The organism is Actinomadura harenae (assembly GCF_003696215.1).
Lineage (GTDB): Bacteria > Actinomycetota > Actinomycetes > Streptosporangiales > Streptosporangiaceae > Spirillospora > Spirillospora harenae.
Window position 1 is genome coordinate 1 of the sequence record NZ_RFFG01000050.1, and the last position, 23,585, is coordinate 23,585.

General features: G+C 73.4%; 17 protein-coding genes. 5 read left to right on the top strand and 12 right to left on the bottom strand.

The genetic code is table 11. From position 1 onward, the window contains the following. On the bottom strand, positions 1-1,233 hold a 1,233-nt coding region (locus tag EBO15_RS25315), incomplete at its 3' end, for a cation:proton antiporter domain-containing protein (protein WP_199744796.1). Positions 1,234-1,492: 259 nt separating this feature from the next. Here EBO15_RS25315 and EBO15_RS25320 point away from each other — a divergent pair. Beyond that, positions 1,493-2,842 carry an FAD-binding monooxygenase gene (locus EBO15_RS25320; protein WP_122196943.1) on the top strand — a complete coding sequence of 450 codons (1,350 nt, stop codon included), beginning with the start codon at positions 1,493-1,495 and terminating at the stop codon, positions 2,840-2,842. 328 nt (positions 2,843-3,170) lie between these two features. On the opposite strand, the gene EBO15_RS25325 is transcribed toward EBO15_RS25320, so the two are convergent. Continuing rightward, positions 3,171-3,983 (bottom strand): hypothetical protein, encoded by an 813-nt coding sequence (locus tag EBO15_RS25325; RefSeq protein ID WP_122196944.1) that lies wholly within the window; start codon positions 3,981-3,983, stop codon positions 3,171-3,173. Between the two features lie 240 nt (positions 3,984-4,223). On the opposite strand from EBO15_RS25325, the gene EBO15_RS25330 reads away from it, so the two are divergent. Then, positions 4,224-5,603: an FAD-dependent oxidoreductase gene (locus EBO15_RS25330; protein ID WP_122196945.1), complete on the top strand. Its 1,380-nt coding sequence runs from the start codon at positions 4,224-4,226 to the stop codon at positions 5,601-5,603. Between the two features lie 85 nt (positions 5,604-5,688). On the opposite strand, the gene EBO15_RS25335 is transcribed toward EBO15_RS25330, so the two are convergent. From EBO15_RS25335 to EBO15_RS25355, 5 genes are all read right to left on the bottom strand, one after another. Then, entirely contained in the window at positions 5,689-7,266 is a 1,578-nt protein-coding gene (locus EBO15_RS25335; protein ID WP_122196946.1) for an MFS transporter, read from the bottom strand. 248 nt (positions 7,267-7,514) lie between these two features. Continuing rightward, the gene (locus EBO15_RS25340) at positions 7,515-8,582 is read right to left on the bottom strand and encodes a glucose-1-phosphate thymidylyltransferase (RefSeq protein WP_122196947.1); all 1,068 of its coding nucleotides are present in this window, start codon (positions 8,580-8,582) and stop codon (positions 7,515-7,517) included. Beyond that, entirely contained in the window at positions 8,579-9,625 is a 1,047-nt protein-coding gene (locus tag EBO15_RS25345; protein ID WP_122196948.1) for a carboxymuconolactone decarboxylase family protein, read from the bottom strand. The genes EBO15_RS25340 and EBO15_RS25345 overlap by 4 nt, the downstream gene beginning before the upstream one ends. A 3-nt stretch (positions 9,626-9,628) precedes the next feature. Then, positions 9,629-11,284 carry an FAD-dependent oxidoreductase gene (locus EBO15_RS25350; RefSeq protein WP_122196949.1) on the bottom strand — a complete coding sequence of 552 codons (1,656 nt, stop codon included), beginning with the start codon at positions 11,282-11,284 and terminating at the stop codon, positions 9,629-9,631. After that, positions 11,281-11,850: a DUF5987 family protein gene (locus EBO15_RS25355; protein WP_199744797.1), complete on the bottom strand. Its 570-nt coding sequence runs from the start codon at positions 11,848-11,850 to the stop codon at positions 11,281-11,283. The genes EBO15_RS25350 and EBO15_RS25355 overlap by 4 nt, the downstream gene beginning before the upstream one ends. A gap of 349 nt (positions 11,851-12,199) precedes the next feature. On the opposite strand from EBO15_RS25355, the gene EBO15_RS25360 reads away from it, so the two are divergent. Together EBO15_RS25360 and EBO15_RS25365 are read left to right on the top strand one after the other, a co-directional pair. Continuing rightward, on the top strand, positions 12,200-13,018 hold the full coding sequence (locus EBO15_RS25360) for an alpha/beta fold hydrolase (RefSeq protein ID WP_267898430.1): 819 nt from the start codon (positions 12,200-12,202) through the stop codon (positions 13,016-13,018). 85 nt (positions 13,019-13,103) lie between these two features. Then, positions 13,104-13,811 (top strand): TetR/AcrR family transcriptional regulator, encoded by a 708-nt coding sequence (locus tag EBO15_RS25365; RefSeq protein WP_233616423.1) that lies wholly within the window; start codon positions 13,104-13,106, stop codon positions 13,809-13,811. A gap of 18 nt (positions 13,812-13,829) precedes the next feature. On the opposite strand, the gene EBO15_RS25370 is transcribed toward EBO15_RS25365, so the two are convergent. Continuing rightward, a complete protein-coding gene (locus tag EBO15_RS25370) occupies positions 13,830-14,369 on the bottom strand; it encodes a dihydrofolate reductase family protein (RefSeq protein ID WP_122196952.1) in 540 nt (179 codons plus the stop codon). Continuing rightward, entirely contained in the window at positions 14,366-15,388 is a 1,023-nt protein-coding gene (locus tag EBO15_RS25375) for a sigma-70 family RNA polymerase sigma factor (RefSeq protein WP_122196953.1), read from the bottom strand. The genes EBO15_RS25370 and EBO15_RS25375 overlap by 4 nt, the downstream gene beginning before the upstream one ends. A gap of 123 nt (positions 15,389-15,511) precedes the next feature. On the opposite strand from EBO15_RS25375, the gene EBO15_RS25380 reads away from it, so the two are divergent. Beyond that, on the top strand, positions 15,512-17,128 hold the full coding sequence (locus EBO15_RS25380) for a 4-hydroxyphenylacetate 3-hydroxylase family protein (RefSeq protein ID WP_122196954.1): 1,617 nt from the start codon (positions 15,512-15,514) through the stop codon (positions 17,126-17,128). Positions 17,129-17,293: 165 nt separating this feature from the next. Here the strand turns inward: EBO15_RS25380 and EBO15_RS25385 are convergent, their stop codons facing one another. The 3 genes from EBO15_RS25385 to EBO15_RS25395 are packed head-to-tail and all read right to left on the bottom strand — an operon-like array spanning position 17,294 to position 23,465. Continuing rightward, entirely contained in the window at positions 17,294-18,781 is a 1,488-nt protein-coding gene (locus tag EBO15_RS25385; RefSeq protein WP_122196955.1) for a tryptophan 7-halogenase, read from the bottom strand. A 14-nt stretch (positions 18,782-18,795) separates the two neighbouring features. Beyond that, on the bottom strand, positions 18,796-20,397 hold the full coding sequence (gene cmdF / locus EBO15_RS25390; RefSeq protein WP_199744798.1) for a tyrosine 2,3-aminomutase: 1,602 nt from the start codon (positions 20,395-20,397) through the stop codon (positions 18,796-18,798). A 5-nt stretch (positions 20,398-20,402) separates the two neighbouring features. Then, positions 20,403-23,465, bottom strand: a complete 3,063-nt coding sequence (locus tag EBO15_RS25395) for a non-ribosomal peptide synthetase (protein WP_122196957.1) — start codon at positions 23,463-23,465, stop codon at positions 20,403-20,405. Between the last annotated feature and the right edge of the window lie 120 nt (positions 23,466-23,585).

The window sequence follows — 23,585 nt, forward strand, 5'->3', positions numbered from 1 at the left end:
GGGCTCGCGGTGGGGCGCGCCGGGGGCGGAGCCCTCCGCCGGACGGTCGACGCCGAGGAGCCTCAGCGCGGGACCGGTCATCGCGGTCGTCACCAGCGCCATGACCACCATCAGCCCGTACAGGTCCCGGTCGAGGACGCCCATGCTCAGGCCGACGCCCAGCGCGACCAACTCGGTCAGCCCCCGCGTGTTCATCAGCACCGCCAGCAGCGCGGACGTCCGCGTCGGCAGCCCCTGGAGCCGCGCGCCGACGAACGCGCCGCCGAACTTGGCGACCACGGCGGTCAGCAGGATCAGGCCGAAGTCGAGCACGTCCTTCATCGTCGTGTCCGCCAGGTTCACCTTCAGCCCGACGAGGACGAAGTAGGCGGGCAGGAGCAGGACCGTGCCGAACTGCACGCTGCCGAGCAGGGCGGAGCGCGCCTCGTCCGTCCTCCCGCGCGGCAGGACCAGGCCGAACAGGAACGCGCCGAAGATGAAGTGCAGGCCGAGCGCCTGCGTGGCCGCCGCCGACAGCAGCAGCCCGATGAGCACCACCGCGAGCGCCGAGGGCGAGCGCGCGGACAGGGCGTCCGCCAGGCCCGACCGGCCCAGCAGCGGCCCCACGACGAGGAACATCACCGCGACGTAGGGCACGAGCAGCGCGATCTGCCAGGCCGACGCGTCCCCGACCATCGCCTGGACGGCCGCGAGCAGCGTCCAGGCCACCACGTCGCAGACGGCGGCCGTGCTCAGCGCGACCGTGCCGAGGAGCGTCCCGCCGAGCCCGCGGTCGCCGATGATCCGCGCGAGGACCGGGAACGCGGTCACCGCCATCGCCACCGCCATGAACAGCACGAACCCGGTCTCGTGCCCGGCCGCGTGCCGGGGCGCGAGGTACAGGCCGAGCAGCGCGCCGAGGGCGAGCGGCGCCAGCGTCGAGCCGAGCGCCGCGCCCGCCGTGGCCCGGCCGACCTCCCGGACCGTCCGGCGGTCCAGCTCCAGCCCGACGACGAACATGAACACGACCAGGCCGAGGTTCGCGACGGCGTTGAGGAACGGGCGGACGGTTCCGGGGAAGAGCAGATCGGCGACCCGCCCGTGCAGCAGCGTCGGGCCGACGACGATGCCGATGGCGAGCTCTCCGATGACGTCGGGCTGGCCGAACCGGCGCGCCACCCGGCCGGCGACCCGCGCCAGCACGACGACGAAGGCCAGGGCCAGCAGAAACTTCAGGATCTGGGTGTCGGTCACGTTCCCGCCTCTCCCACCTGACGACGAAGACCGCGGCTCACCCCGTCCCGCGGGACCGGCACAGGCCGGCGGCGTCATTGTCAAACGGAACACGCGCCGCGTCCATCCTCTGTCTTGCCGCCCCACGGGAACCGCCGCGGCGCAGGGGTCCGCGACGCGGTCGGACGGGACGGGACTCGGCGCAATCCAGAAGGTGCCGGGGTGCGCGCGGGCTGCGACGGTGAATGCCAGTGCGGACGCGACTGAAGGAGATGATCGGGTGGGCGCCAAGATCGGCAAGCGCGCGGTACTGCTCGGTGGAAGCATCGCGGCCCTGTTCGCGGCGCGGGCACTGGCCGAGGGGTACGAGGAGGTCGTCCTGGTCGACCGGGACGAGCTGGTCGGCGTCCGGGAGGCGCGCCGGGGAGCGCCCCAGGGCCGCCACATCAACGGACTGCTGGCCGCCGGGTCCCGGACGATGGAGGAGCTGTTCCCCGAGATCACGGCGGAGATGGTCCGGGACGGCTGCCCGCTGACGGACCTCGCGGGCACGGTGCGCTGGTACTTCAACGGGATCCCCCTCGCGCAGACCCGCGCCGGGCTGACCAACGTGGCGGCCCGGCGTCCGCTGATGGAGTACCACGTCCGGGAACGGGTGCAGGCGTACGACAACGTCACCTTCATGGAGAAGTACGACGTCCTCGGCCTGGTGGCCAACGACGACAACTCCCGCATCGTCGGGGCCCGGATCCAGCCGCACGGCCGCGAGGGCGAGGAGATCGTCCTGGACGCCGACCTCGTCGTCGACGTCACCGGGCGCGGCTCGCGCGCGGCGGGCTGGCTGACCGAGCTCGGATACGGGCGGGTCGAGGAGGACGCGACGAAGATCGGCCTCGGTTACGCCAGCCGCCACTACGTCCTGAAGTCCGACCCGTTCGGCAAGGACCACTCGATCATCGCCGTGGCGTCGCCGGACCGTCCGCGCGGCTGCATCTTCACCAAGACCGACCACGGCACGGTCGAGCTGACCATCTACGGCATCCTCGGCGACCACCCGCCGACCGACCCCGAGGGCTTCACCGCCTTCGCCAAGACCCTCGCCGCGCCCGAGGTCTACGAGGCCATCGTGGACGCGGAGCCGATCGACGACCCCGTCCTCTACAAGTTCCCGACCACGCTGCGGCGACGGTACGAGAAGCTCGGCCGCTTCCCCGAGGGCTTCCTCATCATCGGCGACGCCGTCTGCACCCCCAACCCCGTCTTCGCGCAGGCCCAGACGCTGGCCGTGCTGGAGGCCAAGGCACTGCTGGCGCACGTCCGCGCCGGGAGGCTGCCGTCCTCGCTGGACTTCCAGCGCGAGGTCGGACGGATCATCGACCCGGCCTGGGAGATGACCCACGCCATCGACCTCAGCTTCCCCGGGGTCGAGGGGCACCGCGGGGCGAAGCTCAAGATGATGCAGGCGTACATGCAGCGGGTCATCATCGCCGCCACCGCGGACCCCGGCGTCACCGAGGCGTTCATGCGGTCGGCGGGACTCGTCGACATGCCTCAGGCGCTCATGAGGCCCGCCTTCATGATGCGCGTGCTCCGCACCTCGAGCCGCGTCCTGGCCGCGGCCAAGGGGTGATCCGGCGCGGCGGCCGCCCCGCGCCCGCCCCCGCCCGCCGGCCGGCCCCGGGCGAGCCCCCGGGCCCGGCCGGCGCATGTCCGGGCCCGGCCACGGACGCGAACGTTCGGGACCGGGTCGGACGCGCACATCTGGGACCGGGTCGGACGCACGCTTCCGGGGCGGGACCCGGTCGCGCACGTCCGGGAGCCGTCGGACGCGGGACGAGGACTCGGGTGTCGGGGTTCCGGGGGCGGGCATGCGTCGGCGCGGCGTCCGGCCGATGGCCCCCGATGGGCACCGACCGGGCGCCGCGCCCGCCTCAGGACGGCGACGGCCCGCCGCGGGATCAGACCGGCGGCTTGGCCGGGTAGAAGAAGCCCTTGCCCGCGACGGCGTCGAAACCGGGGATGGGCCTGCCCGGGTTGAACATCGACACCTGCGGGAACGGCGACCAGGTCAGGAAGACGTGGAGGTCCCAGAAGCGGGGGTGGGCCTCGCCGATCTGGCAGTGGCACTCCTCCGCCGTCGGCGCGGTCGAGCCGGCGGCCTCGCCCTTCCAGTCCTCGGCCGGCGGCACCGGGATGTTCTGCCACGTGTCGGCCGGGTGGACGCTGCGCTCGTGGACGAACCAGTCGGTCGGCTTGACGCACCGCAGGCCCGCGTCCGTGGGGTAGGACGGCGCCTTGCCCGGGGTGTACGGCCAGACGTAGCCCCAGCCCGCGAGCCGGTAGGGGAAGTTGGGCACGTAGGGCTGCGTGACGTTCGTGGCCTTCGGGTCGGGACGGTAGAACAGCAGCGTCGGCATGCCCGCTCCCTGCATGCCGACGTTGACGATCGTCATGCCGACGCCCTTCATGCTGTTGTACATGTGGGCCAGGGCGGCGAACTGCGTGCCCGTCGCGGAGTTCGGCTGCGCCAGGCGGTCGACGTCGGCCTGGTTCCGCAGCACGGTGAAGCCCTTCAACAGCTTCAACACCCGCCGCTGTTCCGCGGCGAGGGTCACGTACCGCTCCACTGGGGTGCAGGACGTCCCGGTGTGCGGGGTCCCGCCGGGGCGCGTTCCGGCGTCGGCGGCGGTGGCGGCGGTGGGGATCGCCAGCGCGGCGGCGCCGACGGCCGCCGCGACCATGTGGCGCCGCTTCAGGTGCTTGAGTGCCACGGAGCTTCCTTCCTGGGAGTGGTGGATCCGCACACGACGCGGGGATCCGCACACGACGTTAGGAAGCCGGGGTCGGCGGCACATCCGCCAACGTGCGATCTTCGTCCGCCCTGGTCGGCGGGCCGTGGGACCCGGGATCCGCAATCGGGAGGATGTGGCCGGAACGTCCTGGTGTGACCCTGCTGCTGTGGCCGGAACGGCCAGGCGAACCCTTCTTTCTTTCCGTGGAGGTGGTGGCCGATGAGCGGCGCTCTCGGTGAACGCGCGGTCGTCCTCGGGGGGAGCATGGCGGGCCTGCTGGCCGCCCGGGTGCTCTCGGAGTCCTACGAGCAGGTGGTGGTCGTCGACCGGGACGAGGTGCTCGGCGTGCGGGAGTCGCGGCGGGGAGCGCCGCACACCGTCCACGCGCACGGGCTGCACGCCCGGGGCCACCTCATCATGGAGGAGCTGTTCCCCGGCTTCACCGACGAGCTGACGGCCGCCGGCGTGCCGACGGGCGACCTGGGCGAGATGCGCTGGTACTTCAACGCGCGGCGGCTGCGCCCGGCGCACACCGGCCTGGTGTCGGTGACCGCGCCGCGTCCCGTCCTGGAGTTCCACGTGCGGGAACGGGTCGCGGCCCTGCCGAACGTGGTGTTCATGCAGCGGCACGACATCGAGGGCCTGGTGGCCGACACGGCGCGCGGCCGGGTGGCCGGGGTGCGCGTGCGGTCGCGCGACGAGGGCGCCGACGAGGAGCTCCTGGACGCCGACCTGGTGGTGGACGCCACCGGACGCGGCTCCCGCACCCCCGCGTGGCTCGCCGAGATGGGCTACGACCGTCCGCCGGAGGAGAAGGTGAAGGTCGGGCTGGCCTACACCACCCGGCACTACCGGACGAAGCCCGAGTGGTTCGACGGGGTGCAGTCCATCAACCCGGTGGCGTCGCCCGCGCACCCGCGCGGCGCGTTCTTCGGCCAGGTCGGCCCGGACACCTGCATCCTGTCGCTGACCGGCCTGCTCGGCGACTACCCGCCCACCGAGGACGAGGCCTTCCTGGAGTTCGCGCGGTCGCTGCCGGTGCCCGACGTGTACGAGGCGGTCCGCGACGCGGTGCCCCTGGACGACGCCGTCTCCTTCCGCTTCCCGGCGAGCGTGCGCCGCCGCTACGAGCGGCTGACCCGCCTGCCCGACCGGCTCTTGGTCATGGGCGACGCGGTGTGCAGCTTCAACCCGGTGTACGGCCAGGGGATGAGCGTCGCCTCGCTGGAGGCGATGACGCTGCGCGAGCACCTGCGCCGCGGGACGCCGTCCCCGGTGCCGTTCCAGGCCGACATCGCGAAGGTCATCGACGTGCCGTGGGAGATCTCGGCGGGCGGGGACCTCGACTTCCCCGGCGTCGAGGGGCGCCGCACCCTCAAGGTGAAGGTGGGCAACGCCTACATGGCGCGGCTCCAGTACGCGGCGTCGAAGGACCCGAAGGTCACCGAGGGGTTCATGCGGGTGGCGGGGCTCATCGACCCGCCGCAGGCGCTCATGAGGCCCGCGATGCTGGCCCGCGTGCTGCGCCACGCCGTCCGGCGTCCGGCCGCCGGGCCGTCCTGGCAGGGCGGCGGAGGGCCGTCCGGCACGACCGGCTGACGGGCCCGCCGGCCGGCCGGGACTCCGGGCAACGGAAAGGGGGCGGGCGCCGCGGCGCCCGCCCCCTTCTCGCATGCCCGGGACGTCAGGTGGCGGGCTGCTCCACGGTCTCGCTCACGTCGGCCTCGGCCGCGGCCTGGTTCGCGCCGAACGGCGCCTGGTTCCGCAGGCCGACGAACGCGATGACGCCGAGCACCACGTACAGGCCCATCGTGACCAGGGCGACCGTGTGCAGGCCGCTGGTGAACGCGTCCTTGGCGGACGCCAGCAGGTCGGTTCCCGCCTTTCCGGGCACGCCGGGCGCGCCGTAGACGGCCCCGGCGACGCCGTTCTTCGCCGCGTCCGCGACCGGGCCGGGCGTCCCGGCCGGGATCGTCAGGTCGTGGCGGTAGACGGTGGTGCCGACGACGCCGAGGACGGCGACGCCGAGCGCCGCGCCCAGCTCACCGGACGTCGAGGAGACCGACCCGGCCGACCCGGCCTTCTCCGGCGGGGCCGCCGACATGACCAGCAGGCTGTTCATCATGCCGACGGGGCTGCCGCCGATGTAGACCAGGATCAGGCCCGTCATCAGCGTCGCCATGCCGCCGTCCACGCCCACCTGCGTGATGACGACGAGGCCGATGATCGCGATCACCGAGCCGACGAGCAGGATGAGGGCGGGCTTGACCTTCTGGGCGAGGCCGAGCGACATGTTCCCGAACACGACCATGGCGATGGACGGGGCGATCAGCCACAGCGCCACGTGCGTCGGGCTGATCCCCCGGACGAGCTGCATGAACAGCGTGACGGTGAGGCCCATGCCGCCCATCACCATGGCGACCACCAGGCCGAGCGCGACGCCGGTGCTCAGCGAGCGGATCCGGAACAGGCCGAGGTCCAGGAGCGGGTTCTCGATCGTCCGCTGCCGCCGGATGAACAGGGCGCCGAGCGTCAGGCCCACCACGACGGCGAGGATCGGCACCACGGCCCAGCCGTTGCGGCCGAGCTCCTTGATGCCGTACACGGTCGGCATGACGGTGCCGAGCGACAGGACCACGCTGATCAGGTCGAGCGAGCCCGCGCGGGGGTTGCGCGACTCGGGGATGAGGAACGGCCCGGTGACCAGCAGCAGCGCCATGACGGGGATCGCGATGAGGAAGACCGATCCCCAGTAGAACGCGCCGAGGAGCAGGCCGCCGATGATCGGGCCGCCGATGAGGCCCAGCATGATCGACGAGCCCCAGGCCCCCATGGCGGCGGCCAGTTCCTTGGGGTTGCGGAACATGTCGGTGATGATCGCCAGCACCGACGGCATGATCGTCGCCCCGGCGAGGCCGATGACGGCGCGCGCGGCGATGAGCGTCGCGGTCGAGTCGGCGGTGGCCGCCAGCACGGACGCGACGATGAACAGCACCGCGCCCGCGAACAGGACGGTGCGGCGTCCGATCCGGTCGCCGAGGGTCCCCATCGTGATGAGGAAGCTCGCGATGACGAACCCGTAGATGTCGGTGATCCAGAGCTGCTGGATGCTGCTGGACCCCAGGTCCTTCGCGATGTGCGGGAGCGCCAGGATCGTCACGTTGATGTCGACGGTCGCCAGCATCGTGGGCAGGCAGAGCATCGCCAGCGCCAGCCATTGGCGCGCGCCCGCCCGGGGCGCGGATTCCACCTCTGCGGTCATGCTCGTCCTCTCGTCGTCGGGGCCGCGAAGGCGGCACTGCTCGTTGGTCGTACGGCTCGGTTATGTGACGACGGTGCGGGACGAAACTCATCGGGGATCGCGATCCGAACCTCGCGACCCGCGCGGCGCGCGGTACGGACCACACCGCGCCGCGCGGTACGAACCACACCGCGGTGCGCGGTACGGACCACACCGCGGTGCGGGCCCGTCGCGGCGCGCGGTGCGGCGGGTTCCCTCCGGCCGTCGCGTCAGGACCTCAGCTCGACGCGGGCGTGGTCGCCCACGACGATCTCGTGCGCGTCCCGGCCCCGGACGCCGGGTCCGATCACCGCCGACCGCCCGATGACCGAGCGGCGGAACGCGCCGGTGAACTCGATGGACGCGCCGTCCAGGACGATCGAGTCCGCCAGGGACGCCGACCGCAGCAGGCAGCCCGCGCCGACGGCGGTGCCGGGGCCGACCACGCTGTCCTCGACCCGCGTGCCCGCGCCGATGAAGGCCGGGCCGCGGATCCGGGAGCGCACCACGCTGGCGCCCTCCTCCACCACGACCGGGCCGTGCAGCTCGCTGGCCGCGTCGACCGCGCCCGCGACGCGCGGGACCAGGTCCTCCAGCAGGCGGCGGTTGCAGTCCAGGACGTGCTCGATCTCGCCGACGTCCCGCCAGAAGCCGCCGTACTCCTTCGCGCGGACGTCCGCGCCCGCGTCCACGAGCCACTGCACCGCGTCGGTGATCTCCAGCTCGCCGCGGGCGCTCGGCACGATCGCGGCGACGGCGTCGTGGATCGCCGGGGTGAAGAAGTACACCCCGACCACCGCGAGGTCGCCGGCCGGGTGCTCGGGCTTCTCCACCAGGCGCAGGACGGCGCCGTCCGCGTCCACCTCGGCGACCCCGTACGCGCGCGGGTCGGCCACCTTGCGCACCACGAGCTGCGCCGCCGGACGCGTCCGGCGGAACTCCCCGGCGATCTCGGCGACGCCCTCCCGCAGGACGTTGTCGCCGAGGTACATGACGAAGTCGTCCTCACCGAGGAAGGACCGGCCCAGGCGCAGCGCGTGGGCGAGGCCGAGCGGACGGTCCTGCCGCAGGTAGGTGAGGCGCACGCCGAGCCGGGACCCGTCGCCGAGGACGCGCTGGATCTGCGTCGCCCACGTCCCCACGACGACGGCGACGTCCGTCACGCCGAGGTTCGCGATGTCGGCGATCACGTGTTCCAGCACCGGACGCCCGGCGACGGGGATCAGCTGCTTGGGCATGGAGTGGCTGAGGGGCCTGAGGCGGGAGCCGGAGCCGCCCGCCAGGACCAGGGCCTTCACGAGGGGTGCCTTTCGGTAGAGGACAGGTGCCAGTCCCACAGCCGCGCGCCGAGGCGGCGGGCCGCGGTCATGCTCGCCCAGGCCGCGGCCTCGACGAGCGCCCGGTCGTCCGGGCGGATCTCGCGGAAGGCCGCGACGTCCGACGGGGCGACCTGGTAGGAGGCCATCGCGGTCGTCAGGGTGAGGACGGCGACGGGGGCCAGGTCCGCGCCGAGTCCGGCGGTGGCCTCCCGGACCCAGGCGCGCCCCATGGGGGGCGGGGTGCCGTCCCAGGCGTCCAGGGCGTCCTCGACGAGGTCGCGGACCGGGCGGGGCACGACGCGGCGGCCCGCCGCGTCGACCGCCGAGGCCGCCCGCGCGTACGCGTCGGCGACCGTCGGGCTGCCCGCCGCCCACGCCATGTCCGCGGGCAGGACGGCCTCGGGCAGCAGCCCCAGCGACCGTCCGGGCTCCACGTGGGCGTTCGGGCGCAGGAACCGGCCGATCCGGCCGGACAGCGGTCCGCGCAGGGCGGCGGGCACCTCGCTCGGCAGCACCGAGTCCTCGAGGAAGACGTTCACCATCCGGTTGAGGTACTGGAAGGTGACCGCGACCCCGGCCAGCTCGGCGGCCTCCTCGGCCGTGTACCGCGCGGGTCGTTCCTGGAGCGCCCACGCGGCGGACGGGAGCCGGGCCGGGCCGTCCGCCCGGCCGTTCCCGTCCGGCGCGGGCGCGGGGGCGTCCCGTCCCGGGGACAGGGCGCGCAGGGTCGACGTGTGCACCTCCACGCAGTACGGGCAGGAGTTGGACGCCGAGATCGCGGCGGCCACCGCCTCCCGGTCGGCCCGGCGGGTCGTCCCGGCGAGCAGGGTCTCGCGCAGGGTCGTCCACGAGGCGGCGAGCACCCGCGGCGCCGGGGAGTGCAGCGCGACGGGCGGGGCCAGCATGCCGAAGTCCCCTTCGAGCTGGTCGTAGACCTCCGCGACCAGCCCCTGCGCCGATCCGGCGGGGACCGGCCGCACGTGCCGGACCTGCCGCACCGACCTGCGAAGCAGCCTCCTCATCGGCTATCCCGCGGCGAGGTCGCGGGCGAGCCGGACCGTGCCGCGCCGCGCGCTGGTCTCGCCCTCGGGCGACGGCGCGCCGTAGCGGACGTCGATCCCCCGCTCCCGCGCCGCGCCGACGATGCCGGGGACGGCCCGCTCGGCGAGCGCCGCGATGGTCATGGCCGGGTTGACGGTCAGGGCGCACGGCACCGCCGAGCCGTCGGTGACGAAGATGCCCGGGTGGTCGCGGAGCTCGTGCCGGTCGTCCAGGGCCGACGTCGACGGGTCGTCGCCGATCCGGCACGACGCGAGCGGGTGGACGGTGTAGGCGCCGACGACGTCGTTGGTCCAGGCCGCGACCTCGGCGAGGCCGTCGCGCTCCACGATGTCCCGGACCTCGGCGTCCGCCATGGCCCAGGCGCGCAGCGTGTTGGCGGTGGGGTGGTAGCTGAGGGCGCCGCGTCCGAGCATCTGCTGGGAGATCCGGGTCGCGTTGCCCGTCGGGGGCGGCGGGCCGAAGACGCCCTCGTTGTCGTCCTCGATCATCTGGAAGATCGTCAGCCAGGACGACCACTTGGCGAGCAGGTCCTTCTTCTCCGCGCCGAACCAGGTCGGGTCGGCGCCGCCCGGGACCTGCGCGAGGATCGTCCCCAGGCCGGGCGGGAAGTACAGCTGCTCCAGCGAGAAGCGGGAGTACTCGGGCAGGGACCCGTCCAGGCGGTCCCAGTTGGCCACGCACGGGCCCTTGCCGATCTGGTTCGAACCGTAGGGAAGCCCGTCCTGGCGGCCGAGGCCCAGCACCTCCCGGACGCGGTCCTCGTCGATGACGGCGGTGTTGAGCCGCTCCCCGTTGCCGGAGAAGTACCGTCCGACGGCGTGCGGCATCCTGCCCAGGTGCGGCTCGCTGCGCTGGAGGATCACCGGGGTGGCCCCGGCGCCCGCGGCGAGGATCACCATCTTCGCGGCGATCGTCCCGCTGCCGGTCTGGATCCGGTAGTCCTCGTCGTCGACGAGGTTGTAGTGCACCACGTAGCCGCCGTCGTCGGTGCGCGTGAGGTGCTGCACCTCGTGCAGCGGCCGGATCTCGGCGCCGTGGGCGAGCGCGGCGGGCAGGTAGTTCAGCAGCAGCGACCGCTTCGCGTCGAACCGGCAGCCGGCCATCATCCAGTTGCAGTTGGTGCACTTGTCGTTGTCGATGGCGACGGGGACGGGGTTCGCGGTGCGGCCCGAGTGCGAGCACATGGCGCCCCACAGGCCGCCCGCGTAGGTCACGTCGTTCCAGTCCTGCGTGTGGACGGGCAGCGCCTCGGCGACCCGGTCGTACCAGGGGTCGAGGGTGTCGCGATTGATCGCCCCCGGCCACATGCGGCGTCCGATGCTGCCGTGCCGCTCGAAGATGAAGCGGGGCGCGCGGGGCATCGCCGCGAAGTAGACGACGCTCCCGCCGCCGACGCAGTTGCCGCCGAGCAGGCTCATGCCGTCGCCGACGACGAAGTCGAAGGCCCGCGTGTAGGACGAGCCGAGCTTGAAGTCGTGCTCGAAGTCGTCGGTGCCGAGCCACGGCCCGCGCTCCAGCACCACGACCTTCGCGCCCCCGGCGGCGAGGTGGTAGGCGGTGATGGCACCGCCGAAGCCGCTGCCGATGACCAGGACGTCGATCTGTTCCATGGCGCTCATGCCGGGCTCCCCGAGGGCGTCGTGGCGGGATGCAGGCGGGCCAGCGGCCTGCCGTAGGAGTAGCGGGGGAACCGCCACAGGCCGTCGGGGTCGGGCGTCGCGAACCCCATGGCCAGCAGCCCCGGGTGGCCGTCGGCCATCGCCTCCGCGGTGCTGGTGTGGGCGGCCGAGTCGTAGGCCATGTTGCTGAACAGCGTCAGCAGGACCCAGAACTCCTTCTCCGGGTGACCGGGCGCGACCAGCCGCCGCACCAGCGCCGTCCGCTGCGCGAAGGAGAGCCCGACGAACGGCGGGACGGACGGGTCGAGCGCCAGCCCCTCCTCGGCGGCGTACGCCTCCGCGTGCTCGCCGAGCCGAGAGACCAGGTCGCCGAGCATCGGGGTGATGCCGGTCGCCGACCAGTCCAGCAGCTCCAGGGCTCCCGCGGCGACGGCCCCGGGGCCCTCGGCGGCCCCCGCGATCGCATGGTCGTCGGGGAACCTCTTCTCGCCGGGGACGATGGTGTCCGCGAACGCCTCGAGCGTCATCGTCGCCTCTGGTGACCGGTCTGCCGTGACCTCTGCCATGCGCATCGCCTCCCTCGTGGGCCGGCGGACCGGGCCGTCCCGCGCGCCGGTGCCGCACGGAACCCATCGTCCGGGGACGCCTCCCCGGGCCACATCCTCGGAATTGCCGTGCGGGGGCGGGCCCCGGCCGCGCGCCCCGGCGACACCGGTGGGTTCCGGTGAGTTCCGGTCGCCGGACGGGTCACATGGCTGTAAGAGGGACCGGACGGAGGGAGCGTGCCGGATGAGAAAACCCTTGAAGCTCGACGCGGCCCGCCCCGCGGATGTGATCATTTCTGGACGATGACAGGGTGAGTCGGTCCGCCCTGGAACGACGCGACGGAACGGCGGGGATCTCGTGCAGGCGTTCGTGCTGGTCCCGGGGACCTGGATGGGTCCCTGGATCTGGAAGAGGGTCGCCGACGGGCTGCGTGCCCGCGGCCACTCGGTCCATCTCGTCACGCTGTCAGGACTGGGCCGGGACGGAGACGACGTCTCCGGCATCGGCCTGGACACCCACATCGAGGACGTGCACGCGGTCCTGCGCGACCTCGCCCCCGAGCGGGTCGTCCTGGTGAGCCACGGCACCTCCGGGATCGTCGCGGGGGCGGTCGCCGACCGCGAGCCGTGCCGCGTGGACCGCTCGGTCTACGTGGAGGCGTCACTCCCGCACGACGGGAGGTCGGCGATCGACGCGTTCGGCGAGCCGCTGCGCGGCGCCGAGCTCCGGCTGATCGAGGAGAACGGCGGGCGCTGGCCGGTCCCGGACGTCGACGTGGTGGCCGACGAGCAGGGCCTCACCGACGAGCAGGCGACGTGGCTGGCCGGACGCCTCCGGGACCATCCGGGACGGCCGCTCACCGAGCCCGTCCGCCTGACCCGCCCGCTCGCGGAGCAGCGCGCCACCTATGTCGTGTGCGCGCTGGAGCACTTCCACGGACGGCTCGCCCCCGACGTGGAACGGATGCGGACCGTTCCCACGTGGCGGTTCCGCACGCTCGACACCGGCCTGTGGCCGATGGTGTCGGCCCCGGACGAGCTGGTGGCGCTGCTGGACGAGATCGCCGCCGAGGTCGCCGCGGAATCCGGTTCCGGCGCCGGTGTCGAGGGGCCCTCCGGGGGCGTCCGGCCGCGGGCGGCGTGGGACACGCCCGGGGATGAGGTGGGTCCGCAGCTCGGAAAGGGCTAATCTCCCCGGGAGGAATCCCGACTTTCCGTGATCAGGGAGGTACGCGGTCCCATGGCCGGGGAAGCGTGTCCACGTCAACGTTCCGGTGGCCGTGTCTCCGCGGCGGGCTGACCCCGAACTGCGTCTCGCGCTGATCGACATCGGCGCGCGGCTGCTGGCCGAGGGCGGCCCGCGCGCCCTGTCCACCCGGCGCCTGGCCGCCGAGGCGGGGTGCTCGACGCAGGCCGTCTACACCCACTTCGGCGGTATGAGCGGGCTCGTCCGCGAGATGGTCCACGAGGGGTTCGACCGGCTCCAGACGCACTTCGCGCACGTCGCCGACTCCGACGACCCCGTCGCCGACATCGCCCTGCTCGGCATCGCCTACCGCCGCAACGGCGGCCGCAACCCGCACCTCTACGCGATCATGTTCGGCACGACGACCCACACCGGGTACCGCCTGAACGAGCCGGACCGCCAGTACGGCCGGTACACGCTCGGCCGGGTCTCCCGGACGGCCGCCCGCTGCATCGACTCCGGGCGCTTCACCGCCGCCGACCCCGAACTCGTCGCCCACCACATGTGGACGGCCGTCCACGGCATCGTCAGCCTCGAGCTCGGCGACTACCTGATCCCGCCGTACGACGCCGACACCTGTTTCGAGACGCAGCTCGTCAACCTCATGGTCGCCCAGGGCGACGGACGCGCCCGGGCGACGCGGTCGATCGCGGCCGCGCGCCTGCGCGCCGTCGGCCTGGAGGAGAGGGCGGGCGGTCTTGAGGAGAGGGCGGGCGGTCTGCCCGCCCCCTCCTGAACCCCGCGCGGCGGCCGCTCAGTCACCCGGGCGGTAGGTGAGGGAGACGACGCCGTTGGCGAACGTGTGGGAGTCCACGAGCCGCAGCGGGACGTGCGAGGCGAACAGCGGGATGCCCGCGCCGAGCGCGACCGGGTAGACCATCAGGCGGTACAGGTCGACGAGCCCCTGCTCGGCGACGTGGCGGGCGAACCGCGCGCCGCCGGGGACGAGGATGTCCCGGCCCGGCAGCGTCCTCAGCCGGTCGACCTCGGTGCGGACGTCGTGCCGGGCGATCCGCGAGTTGGCCCAGCCCACCTCCGTGAGCGTGGAGGAGAAGACGACCTTCTCGGCCCGGTTGAGCAGCGGGGCCTGCGCGTCGGGGGCGTCCGGCCAGTACCGCTCCTGCTCCAGGAAGTTGACCCGCCCGATCAGCTGGACGTCCGTCCGCGACACGTAGTCGATGATCCACCGCTCCACCTCCCCGTCCAGGTGGGGGAAGATCCAGTCGATCGCGCCGTCCTCGGTGGCGACGAAGCCGTCGACGGAGACGGCCATCGCCAGCACGACCCGCCTCATGATCCCTCCGGGAGGACGGTCGGCAGCCCGAACCGCGGGAACAGCGTCGGGTCGAACGCGGTGATCTCGACGATCGTGCCCTCCGCGACCCACAGCACGTCCAGGACCTGCGCCTCGAACGCCGGATGGCCCGGCGGCCGGACGTAGTGCGCGACGGCGGGCTGGAGGTTGGCGCGGGTCGGCACGCTGCGCCACTCGCCGGCGTAGATGGGCGAGGCCGGGTCGAGGTAGGCGCTGACGCCGGTGAAGAAGTCGTGGCGGCCGGCGTAGAAGAGCGGGAGCGGAGGCATCGACACGCGGATGTCCTCGGCCATCAGGTCGGCCATGGCCTCCGCCATCGTGCTGAGGTCGCCGCGCTCCATGACGTCGATGTACCGCTTGACCAGGCGGCGTTCGGCGACGGTCGGGTCCTCCCCGGCCTGCCATTCGGCGCGGCGCGAGGGCAGCCGCTGCTTCAGCGTGGCGCGGGCGCGCTGGAGCGCGCTGTTCACCGAGATGACGCTGGTGCCGAGGATGTCGGAGGCGTCCTTGGCGGGGTACCCGAGGACGTCGCGCAGGAGCAGCACCGAGCGCTGCTTGGGCGGCAGGTACTGGATGGCGGCGATGAACGCCAGCTCGATGGTCTCCTTGGCGACGACGACGGCGTCCGGCTCGGCGGAGACCTCCGTCAGGGGTTCGATCAGGTGGCCGGGGATGGGCTGGAGCCAGGGGATCTCGTCGGGCAGGTTGCGCCGGTCCGTCTCGCCGATCCGGCGCGGGACCGGACGGCGCGGGTTGGCGGAGAGGAAGTCCAGGCAGGCGTTGGTGGCGATGCGGTACAGCCAGGCGCGGAAGGTCGAGCGTCCCTGGAAGGTGTCGCGCTTCTTCCAGGCGCGCAGGAACGTCTCCTGCACCAGGTCCTCGGAGTCTTCGATCGAGCCGAGCATCCGGTAGCAGTGCACCTGGAGCTCGCGGCGGTGCTTCTCAGCCAGGTCCGTGAACGCGGCCTCGTCGACGACGAGGGACTGATCTTCACTCATAGCGACGATTGTCATCGAAAAGCTGAGCACTTGGCGAGATGTCGCCATCTCACGACATGCTGAATTCTGGCCCTGGGCGGTTCCTCCGCGCCCCGACCGCCGAGCGAGAGAAGGGCTCCGACGATGCCCGAACCCAGGCCCGATCCACGCCCCGGCCCGCCCCGCGACGCGTCCCGTGCCTCGTCCCCCGCCCCGTCCCCCGCCGGCGCGTCCCGCGACGCGTCCCCGGAGACACGGCCCTACACGGGAGCGGAGTACACCGAGAGCCTGCGCGACGACCGCGAGGTCTACCTGGACGGCGAGCGCATCAAGGACGTCACCGTCCACCCCGCCTTCCGGAACCCGGTCGCCATGACGGCGCGGCTCTACGACTCGCTGCACAACGAGGCGAGCCGCCCGGTGCTGACCGTCCCGACCGAGGACGGCGCGGGCTACACCCACCGGTTCTTCACCACCCCGCACAGCGCCGAGGACCTGGTCGCCGACCAGGCCGCCATCGCCCACTGGGCGCGGATGAGCTACGGGTGGATGGGCCGCGGCCCCGACTACAAGGGGTCGTTCCTCGGCACCCTCGGCGCCAACGCCGACTTCTACGGGGAGTACGCCGGCAACGCCCGCGCCTGGTACCGGCGGGCGCAGGAGCGCGTCCTGTACTGGAACCACGCGATCGTGCACCCGCCCGTCGACCGGAGCAGGCCGCCGGACGAGGTCGCCGACGTCTACGTCCACGTCGAGCGCGAGACCGACGCGGGCCTGGTGGTCAGCGGCGCCAAGGTCGTCGCCACCGGCTCGGCGCTGACCCACCACACCTTCGTCGCGCACTACGGGGTCCCGGTCAAGCGCAAGGAGTTCGCGCTGATCGCGACCATCCCCACCGGCGCGCCCGGGGTGAAGCTGATCTGCCGTCCCTCCTACACCGCGACGGCCGCCGTGGCGGGCAGCCCCTTCGACTACCCGCTGTCGGCCCGCATGGACGAGAACGACTCCATCCTCGTCCTCGACAAGGTCCTCATCCCCTGGGAGAACGTGTTCGTCTACGGCGACCTCGCCAAGGCGCAGACCTTCACCGGCCAGTCGGGGTTCGTCGAGCGGTTCACCTTCCACGGGTGCACGCGCCTGGCGGTCAAGCTGGAGTTCATCGCCGGGCTGCTGGCCAAGGCGCTGGAGCTCACGGGCACCGCCGACTTCCGCGGCGTCCAGACCCGGCTCGGCGAGGTCCTGGCCTGGCGGAACCTGTTCTGGGGCCTGTCGGACGCCGCCGCCCGCAACCCCGTCCCGTGGCGGAACGGGGCCGTCCTGCCCAACCCCGAGTACGGGATGGCCTACCGCTGGTTCATGCAGATCGGCTACCCGCGCATCCGCGAGATCGTCCTCCAGGACGTCGCCAGCGGGCTCATCTTCGTCAACTCCAGCGCGGCGGACTTCTCCAGCCCCGCGATCCGCCCGTACCTGGACCGGTACCTGCGCGGCTCGGGCGGCGCGGACTCCGTCGAGCGGGTCAAGGTGATGAAGCTGCTCTGGGACGCCGTCGGCACGGAGTTCGGCGGACGCCACGAGCTGTACGAGCGCAACTACGCGGGCAACCACGAGAACACCCGCGTGGAGCTGCTCGCGGCGCAGACGCTCGGCGGGCAGCTCTCGTCCTACAAGGACCTCGTCGACCAGTGCCTCGCCGAGTACGACCTGGACGGCTGGACCGTCCCCGACCTGGAGAACTTCTCCGCCCCGCGCGGCCGCTGACCGCCCGTCCCCCCACCGGACGCCTGGAGGCCCCTCGCCCAGAGGGCCTCCAGGCGTCCTTCGCGTCCGCGGGCGAAGCGGGTGGCGCTTCGCCCGCGGACGAGGCGGCGGGAGCACGGCGAGGCCGCACGCCGGGTGACGTGCGGCCTCAGCGTTTCCTTCCGGTCAGGACTCGCGGGGGACGGGCGGGGCCCAGTGCATCCCGTCGGCGGACGGCACCAGGCCGCCCTCGCGCACCGGGACGTACTCGTCGGCGTTCTCGCCGAGCGCCGCCTGGACCTGGATGCGGACGCCCTCGCGCGACACCGAGCGGGCCAGCGAGGTCCGCAGCAGGTCGCGGTCCTCGCCCGACTCGTCCACCGGGCGGTGCACGAAGTCGGCCAGCTCCTGGAACGCGGCGGTCCGGTCACTGGAGACCAGCGCGCCCTCACCGGACGAGCCGCCGCCCACCAGCTCCACGAAGGACTCCAGGTCCGAGCCCAGCCCGGCGGTGACCTTCTTGGCGCGCCAGAAGTACGACTGCTCGTCCTGGTGCATGTCGTAGAACGCGACGAGGAAGTCGTGGAACCTGGCGTACTCCTGCCGGTACCGCGCCTCGAACTCCTCGAAGCAGCGCTGCTCGGGCAGGTCCCCGCGCAGCGTCGTGTTGATCGACCGGGCGGCGAGCAGCCCGGAGTAGGTGGCCAGGTGCACGCCGGAGGAGAAGACCGGGTCGATGAAGCACGCCGCGTCCCCGGCGAGGACGAGGCCCGGCTTGAAGAACGCGTCCTGGATGTAGGAGTAGTCCTTGCGGACCCGGACCTTCCCGTACGGGCCCTCGGTGACCCGCTCGGCGTCCGCCAGGAACTCCGCGATCATCGGGCATTCCTGGACGAGGCTCAGCAGCGCCTCCGCGCGGTCGCCGCGCACCCGGTCCAGGGCCTCCGGCATCAGCACCACGCCGACGCTGGTGAGCTCGTCGGTGAGCGGGATGTACCAGAACCACCCCGAGGAGAACGCGACGGCCAGGATGTTGCCGCGGTTGGGCGCGGGCAGCCGCTTGCCGCCGCGGAAGTACCCGAAGAGCGCCACGTTGCGGAAGAACTCCGAGTACTGGCGGCTGCCGCCGGTCCGGGTGTGGATGCGGCTGCCGTTGCCCGAGGCGTCCACGACGATGCGGGCGGACGTCTCGTGCCGCACCCCCTTGGCGTCCTGCCAGACCACGCCGGTGACCCGGCCGCCGGCGTCCTCGACGACGTCGGAGACGGGCGACTCCTCGCGGACGTCCACGCCGTTGGCGCGGGCGTTGTCGAGCAGGATCTTGTCGAACCGCATCCGCTCCACCTGGTAGGCGGTGGACGACGGCCCGGCGAACTGCGGCGAGGAGGAGAAGGCGAACGTCCACGGCTCCGGATTGCTGCCCCAGCGGAAGGTGCCACCGCGTTTGACCATGAACGCCGCCTTCTCCAGCTCCTCGGTCACCCCCAGCAGGCGGCAGACTCCGTGGACGGTCGCCGGCAGCAGCGACTCGCCGATCTGGTAGCGGGGGAAGCTCTCGCGCTCCAGCAGGAGCACGCGGTGGCCCTGCTTGGCGACGAGGGTCGAGACGGTCGACCCGCAGGGGCCGCCGCCGACGACCACGACGTCGTAATCGTTCTCGCTGGTCTCGCTCATGTTCCGAAGCCCCCTCAGCTCAGGACGGTGCCAGCGCCCGCGACCGCGGTCAGGAAGTCGCCGCGGGCGACCATCCCGGCGACCTCCTCGATCTCGTCGGCCATGTAGCGGTCGTGGTCGAGCGGCGGGACGGCGCCCCGGATCAGCTCGTAGGCGGCGCGGCTCGCGCTGCCGAGTCCGTCGCGGCGTCCGGCGACGTCGACGGCCTGCGCGGCGGCGAGGAGCTCCACGGCCAGGATGGTCTCGTTGTTGCGCAGGACGCGGCGGGCGTTGCGCGCGGCGATCAGGCCCATGCTGACGATGTCCTGGTTGTCGCCGTTGGACGGGATGCTCTGCGTGCTGGCCGGGCCGATCGTCCGGTTCTCGGCCACCAGCGCCGTCGCCGGGTACTGCGCGCCCGCGAACCCGCTGTTCAGGCCGGGGTCGCCGGTGACGAGGAACTCGGGCAGGCCGTAGCTGAGGTGCCGGTTGAGCATCCGGTTGGTGCGGCGCTCGGACAGCACGCCCAGCTGGGTGAGGGCGATCGTCACGAAGTCCATCGCGAACGCGACGGGCTGGCCGTGGAAGTTGGCCCCGTGGAAGATCTCCATGCCCTCGAAGAAGAGCGGGTTGTCGTTCGCCGAGTTCAGCTCGGTCTCGACCTTGGTGCGGGCGTGGTAGAGGGTGTCCCGGACGGCGCCGAGCACCTGCGGGATGGCCCGCATCGAGTACGCCTTCTGCATGTAGACGTCGGTGCGCTGGACGCTCGTCCCCGCCTCCTTGACGGCCTGGACCTGGCCGCGCAGCTCGGAGTGCGCGACGGTCAGCCCGCTGTCGGCCATCAGCCGGCGCAGGTTCGCGGCGGTGTCGATCTGCCCCGGGTGCGGGCGGGCGATGTCGTGCCCCTCCGGCATGAACGGGCCGGTGGAGCCGCGCAGCGCCTCCACGACCAGCGCGGTCGCGATCTCGGCCTGCCGGACCTGCTCCAGCGCCCGTCCGACGACGAGCGCGCCGAGCCCCGTCATGCCGGACGTGCCGTTGATGAGCGCCAGGCCCTCCTTGAAGCGCAGCTCCAGCGGCTCGATGCCGTGCTCGCGCAGGACGGTCCCGGTCGGGACCTTGCCGCCGCCCTCACGGAGCACGTAGCCCTCGCCGATGACGGTCGTGGCGATGTGGGACAGCGGCGCGAGGTCGCCGCTGGCGCCCAGGGAGCCCTGCTCGGGGATGGCCGGGACGATGCCCAGGTTCAGGTAGAGCGCGAGGCGCTCGACGATGTCCGGCCGCACGGCCGAGTGCCCCTTGGCGAGGGCGTTGAGCCGGGCGGACACGATCGCCCGCGCCTCGTCCTCGGCGAACAGGGGCCCCACGCCCGCGCTGTGGCTGCGGACCAGGTTGGTCTGGAGTTCGACCTCGTTGGACGGGTCGACCAGCATGTAGATCATCTCGCCGTAGCCGGTGGTGACCCCGTAGACCGGGGTTCCGGCGTTGACCATGGCCTCGAACTGGGCCCGGCTCTTGGCGACGCGCTCCAGGGCGGCCGGCGCCACCTCGCACCGCGCCCGGTCCTCGGCGACACGCCGCACGTCCGGGATGCTCAGGTTGTCGCCGTCGAAGGCGACGGTCGCTGTGGTGTCCAACCGGCTCAACCTCTCACTCGTTTCGTTGGGCTGCCGCGGGCGGGATCCGGCTCGAGGAGAGCCGCCATCCCGGCCAGCGAGGAATGCGTCAGGCAGTCCCGCAGGGAGACCGCCACGCCGAAGCGGTCACGGATCCGCTCGGCGAGCACGGGGAGGAGCAGCGAGTGGCCGCCCATGGCGAGGAAGCCGTCCTCGGCGGTGGCCGGGGCGGCGCCCAGCAGGTCCCGCCAGAGGCCGGCCAGCTCGCGCTCGGCGGCCGTCCGCGGCGCGCGGCCCCGGCGGGCGCGTGCCCGGGCCGGGTCCGGCAGGCGGAGGCGGTCCACCTTCCCCGCGATGTTCCGCGGCAGGGCCGCCCCCAGGGTGTGGAAGGCGATCAGCCGCATCGACGCCCCGAACCTCCGGTGGAGGTGCGCGCGCCACGTGTCGGGGTCGGCCGCGGCGGGGTCCACCGGGACGACGTGGGCCAGCAGGTGGGTGACCAGGCCGTGGGCGCCGGTCACGGGGACGACCGCGCACTCGCGCACCGACGGGTGCGCGGCGAGCTCGGTCTCGACGTCGGCGAGCTCGACCCGGTTGCCGCCGACCTTGACCTGGTGGTCGCGGCGTCCGCGGAACTCCAGCACGCCGTCCCAGCGCCACCGGCCGAGGTCGCCGGTCCGGTAGCAGCGGGTCCCGGCGTCCGTGCCGGGCGGGGGGCGGAAGGCGCTCGCGTCGTCGCCGCCGACGTACCCGGCGGCGGCGTACGGGCCGAGGATCACGATCTCGCCGGTGACCCCGGCGGGGCAGGGACGGTCCCGCCCGTCGAGGACGAGGATCCGGCGGCCCGGGATGGGACGGCCGATCGGGACGGTCGCCGGGACGGGCCCGGCGACCTCGTACCAGGTGGCCGCGATGGTCTCGGTGGGGCCGTAGACGTTGAGGATCCGCGCGTGCGGGGCCGCCTCGCGCAGGCCGTTCACCAGCGCGCCGGACAGCGCCTCGCCCATGAGGACGACGCGGTCCAGCGTCCGGGGCCATCCGCCCTCGCGGTCACGCGCCGCGCGCAGCAGCTCGGCGGCGAAGCTCGGGACGGTCTGGAGGAAGGTGACGCCCTCGTCCGCGAGCCAGCCGAGCAGCGCCTCCGGGTTCAGCCTGATCCGGTCGGGGACCACGCACAGGGTGCCGCCCGCGGCGAGGGTCGCGAAGACCTCGCACAGGCTCGGGTCGTGCTCCGGGGTCACCCACAGGGCGACCCGCGAGCCGCGGCCGATGCCCCACGCGCGGGCCATCCACGTGGCGAACTGGGCGAGGGCGCCGTGGGTGTGCGCGATGCCCTTGGGCTTGCCGGTCGATCCCGACGTGTACGCGACGTAGGCGGTCCGGTCCAGGTCGAGAACGGGGGGCGGCGCGATGGGCTCGGCCCCGTCACCGTGTCCGGGGTGGACGAGGGTGCCGCCGAGGTGGTCCTGGAACCAGCGTTCCAGGGGGTCGTCGGGGGTCTCGGTGACCAGGCACGCGGGCTTGAGTTCGGCGAGCACCGTGCGGCCCCGCTCCCCCGCGTCCCCGGATCCGAACCAGAGCACGTGGCCGCCCGCGAGGTGGGCGGCGATGGACGCGGTGAGCTGCGCGGGCCCGTGCGGCATCCGGATGGCGACGGGGGCCCCGTCGGCGGGGGCTCCGCCGGCGCCGGCGGCCCGGAGGCGGGCGGCGAGCGCCGTGGCGTCCGCCAGCAGGTCGCGGTAGGTGAGGCGTCCGCCCGGCCAGGTCATCGCGTCCGCGTCGGGGTGGCGGCCGAGCATCGCGTGCACCGGTTCCCGGGGGGCGTCCGGGTCGGCGGTGCCGCCCGAGCGGGCGACGATCTCGGTCCGGTCCCGGTCCTCGAAGGGCAGGTCGGCGACGAGGGCGCCGGGGCGTCCGGCCGCCGCGCGCAGGAAGGTCCGCAGGTGGCCGGGCAGGGCCGCCGGGGCGGGCGAGGACGGGTCGGCGCGGTGGCCGAGCCGTCCGCGCACCGACGCGTCCAGGTCGTCGAGGCTCAGGCACAGGTCGGCGGGTTCGGCGTCGGCCACCGGGTCGGGTTCGACCAGCGCGTCGCCGAGGACCAGCCGGGCCTCGGGCCCCGGGGGGACGAGTGTGGCGTCGCTCCACGGGATCCGGTCGCGGTCCGCGCCGGTGACGCGGACGACCTCGGTGAACGGGACGAGCCGGTGCTCGCGGGCCTCGGCGTACGACCGGGCGGCCGCGGCGACCATCGCGGCGAAGGTCGGCTCGTCCTCCGGACGGCCGCACACCACCACCGGGTTCGTCAGCGGGCCGACCGTGCGCTCGAACCCCGCAGGGCGGGCGTCCATCGGCACCATGACCGGGACGGCGCCGCCGCCGTTGTAGCGGAGCAGCAGGCTCTGGAAGGCCGCGAGGACGACGACCACGGGGGTCGTGCCGTGCTCGCGGGCGAGCGAGGCGACCATCGCGGCGGTCTCGGGCCCCCAGTCGAAGGGCACCGCGGACGGCGGCACGTCCGTTCCCGGGTCGCGGTCGAACGGCGGCGCGGGCGGCGGCACGGTGAGCTCACGGCTCCAGTACCGGCGCGCGCCGCGCCACCACGACGCGTCCCGCGCCTCCCGCTCCCACGCCACGTAGTCGGCGAACGGCCGCGCCGCGCGGCCCGGCGCGCCGGGGCGGGCGTAGGTCGCGGAGAGGTCCTCGGCCAGGAAGGCCAGGGAGTCCGCGTCGGCGACCGCGCGGTGGGCCGTCAGGGTGACCCGGTGCTCGCGCGGGCCGGTCCGCGTGACGGTCAGGGCGACGACCGGGCCGGTGGCCAGGTCGACCGGGCCGTCCGCGAGGACCGGGACGGCGTGCGGGATCGGAACCCCGTCCTCCGGGACGATGCCCGTCCGGAGCACCTGGTGCCGGACCAGGACGGCCCGCCACGCGTCGCGCAGGGCGGCGGCGTCGAGGCCGCCGGTCACCCGGTACCCGCGGCGCAGGACGAGCGCGGAAGCGCCCGATCCGAGCCGGTCGAGGAACCAGATCCCCTCCTGGGCGAGGGAGACGGCCGGTCGCCCCTGCGCCGGGAATTTCGCTGCGGCCATTCACACCTCCTTCGACAGCTCCGAATCCTCACACGGCCCGAAGCGGCGGTGCTTCTCGTGAATTGCGCGGCGATTTCCCAGGTGACCGGGGTAATGGACGACGCCGGAAACGCAATCGCC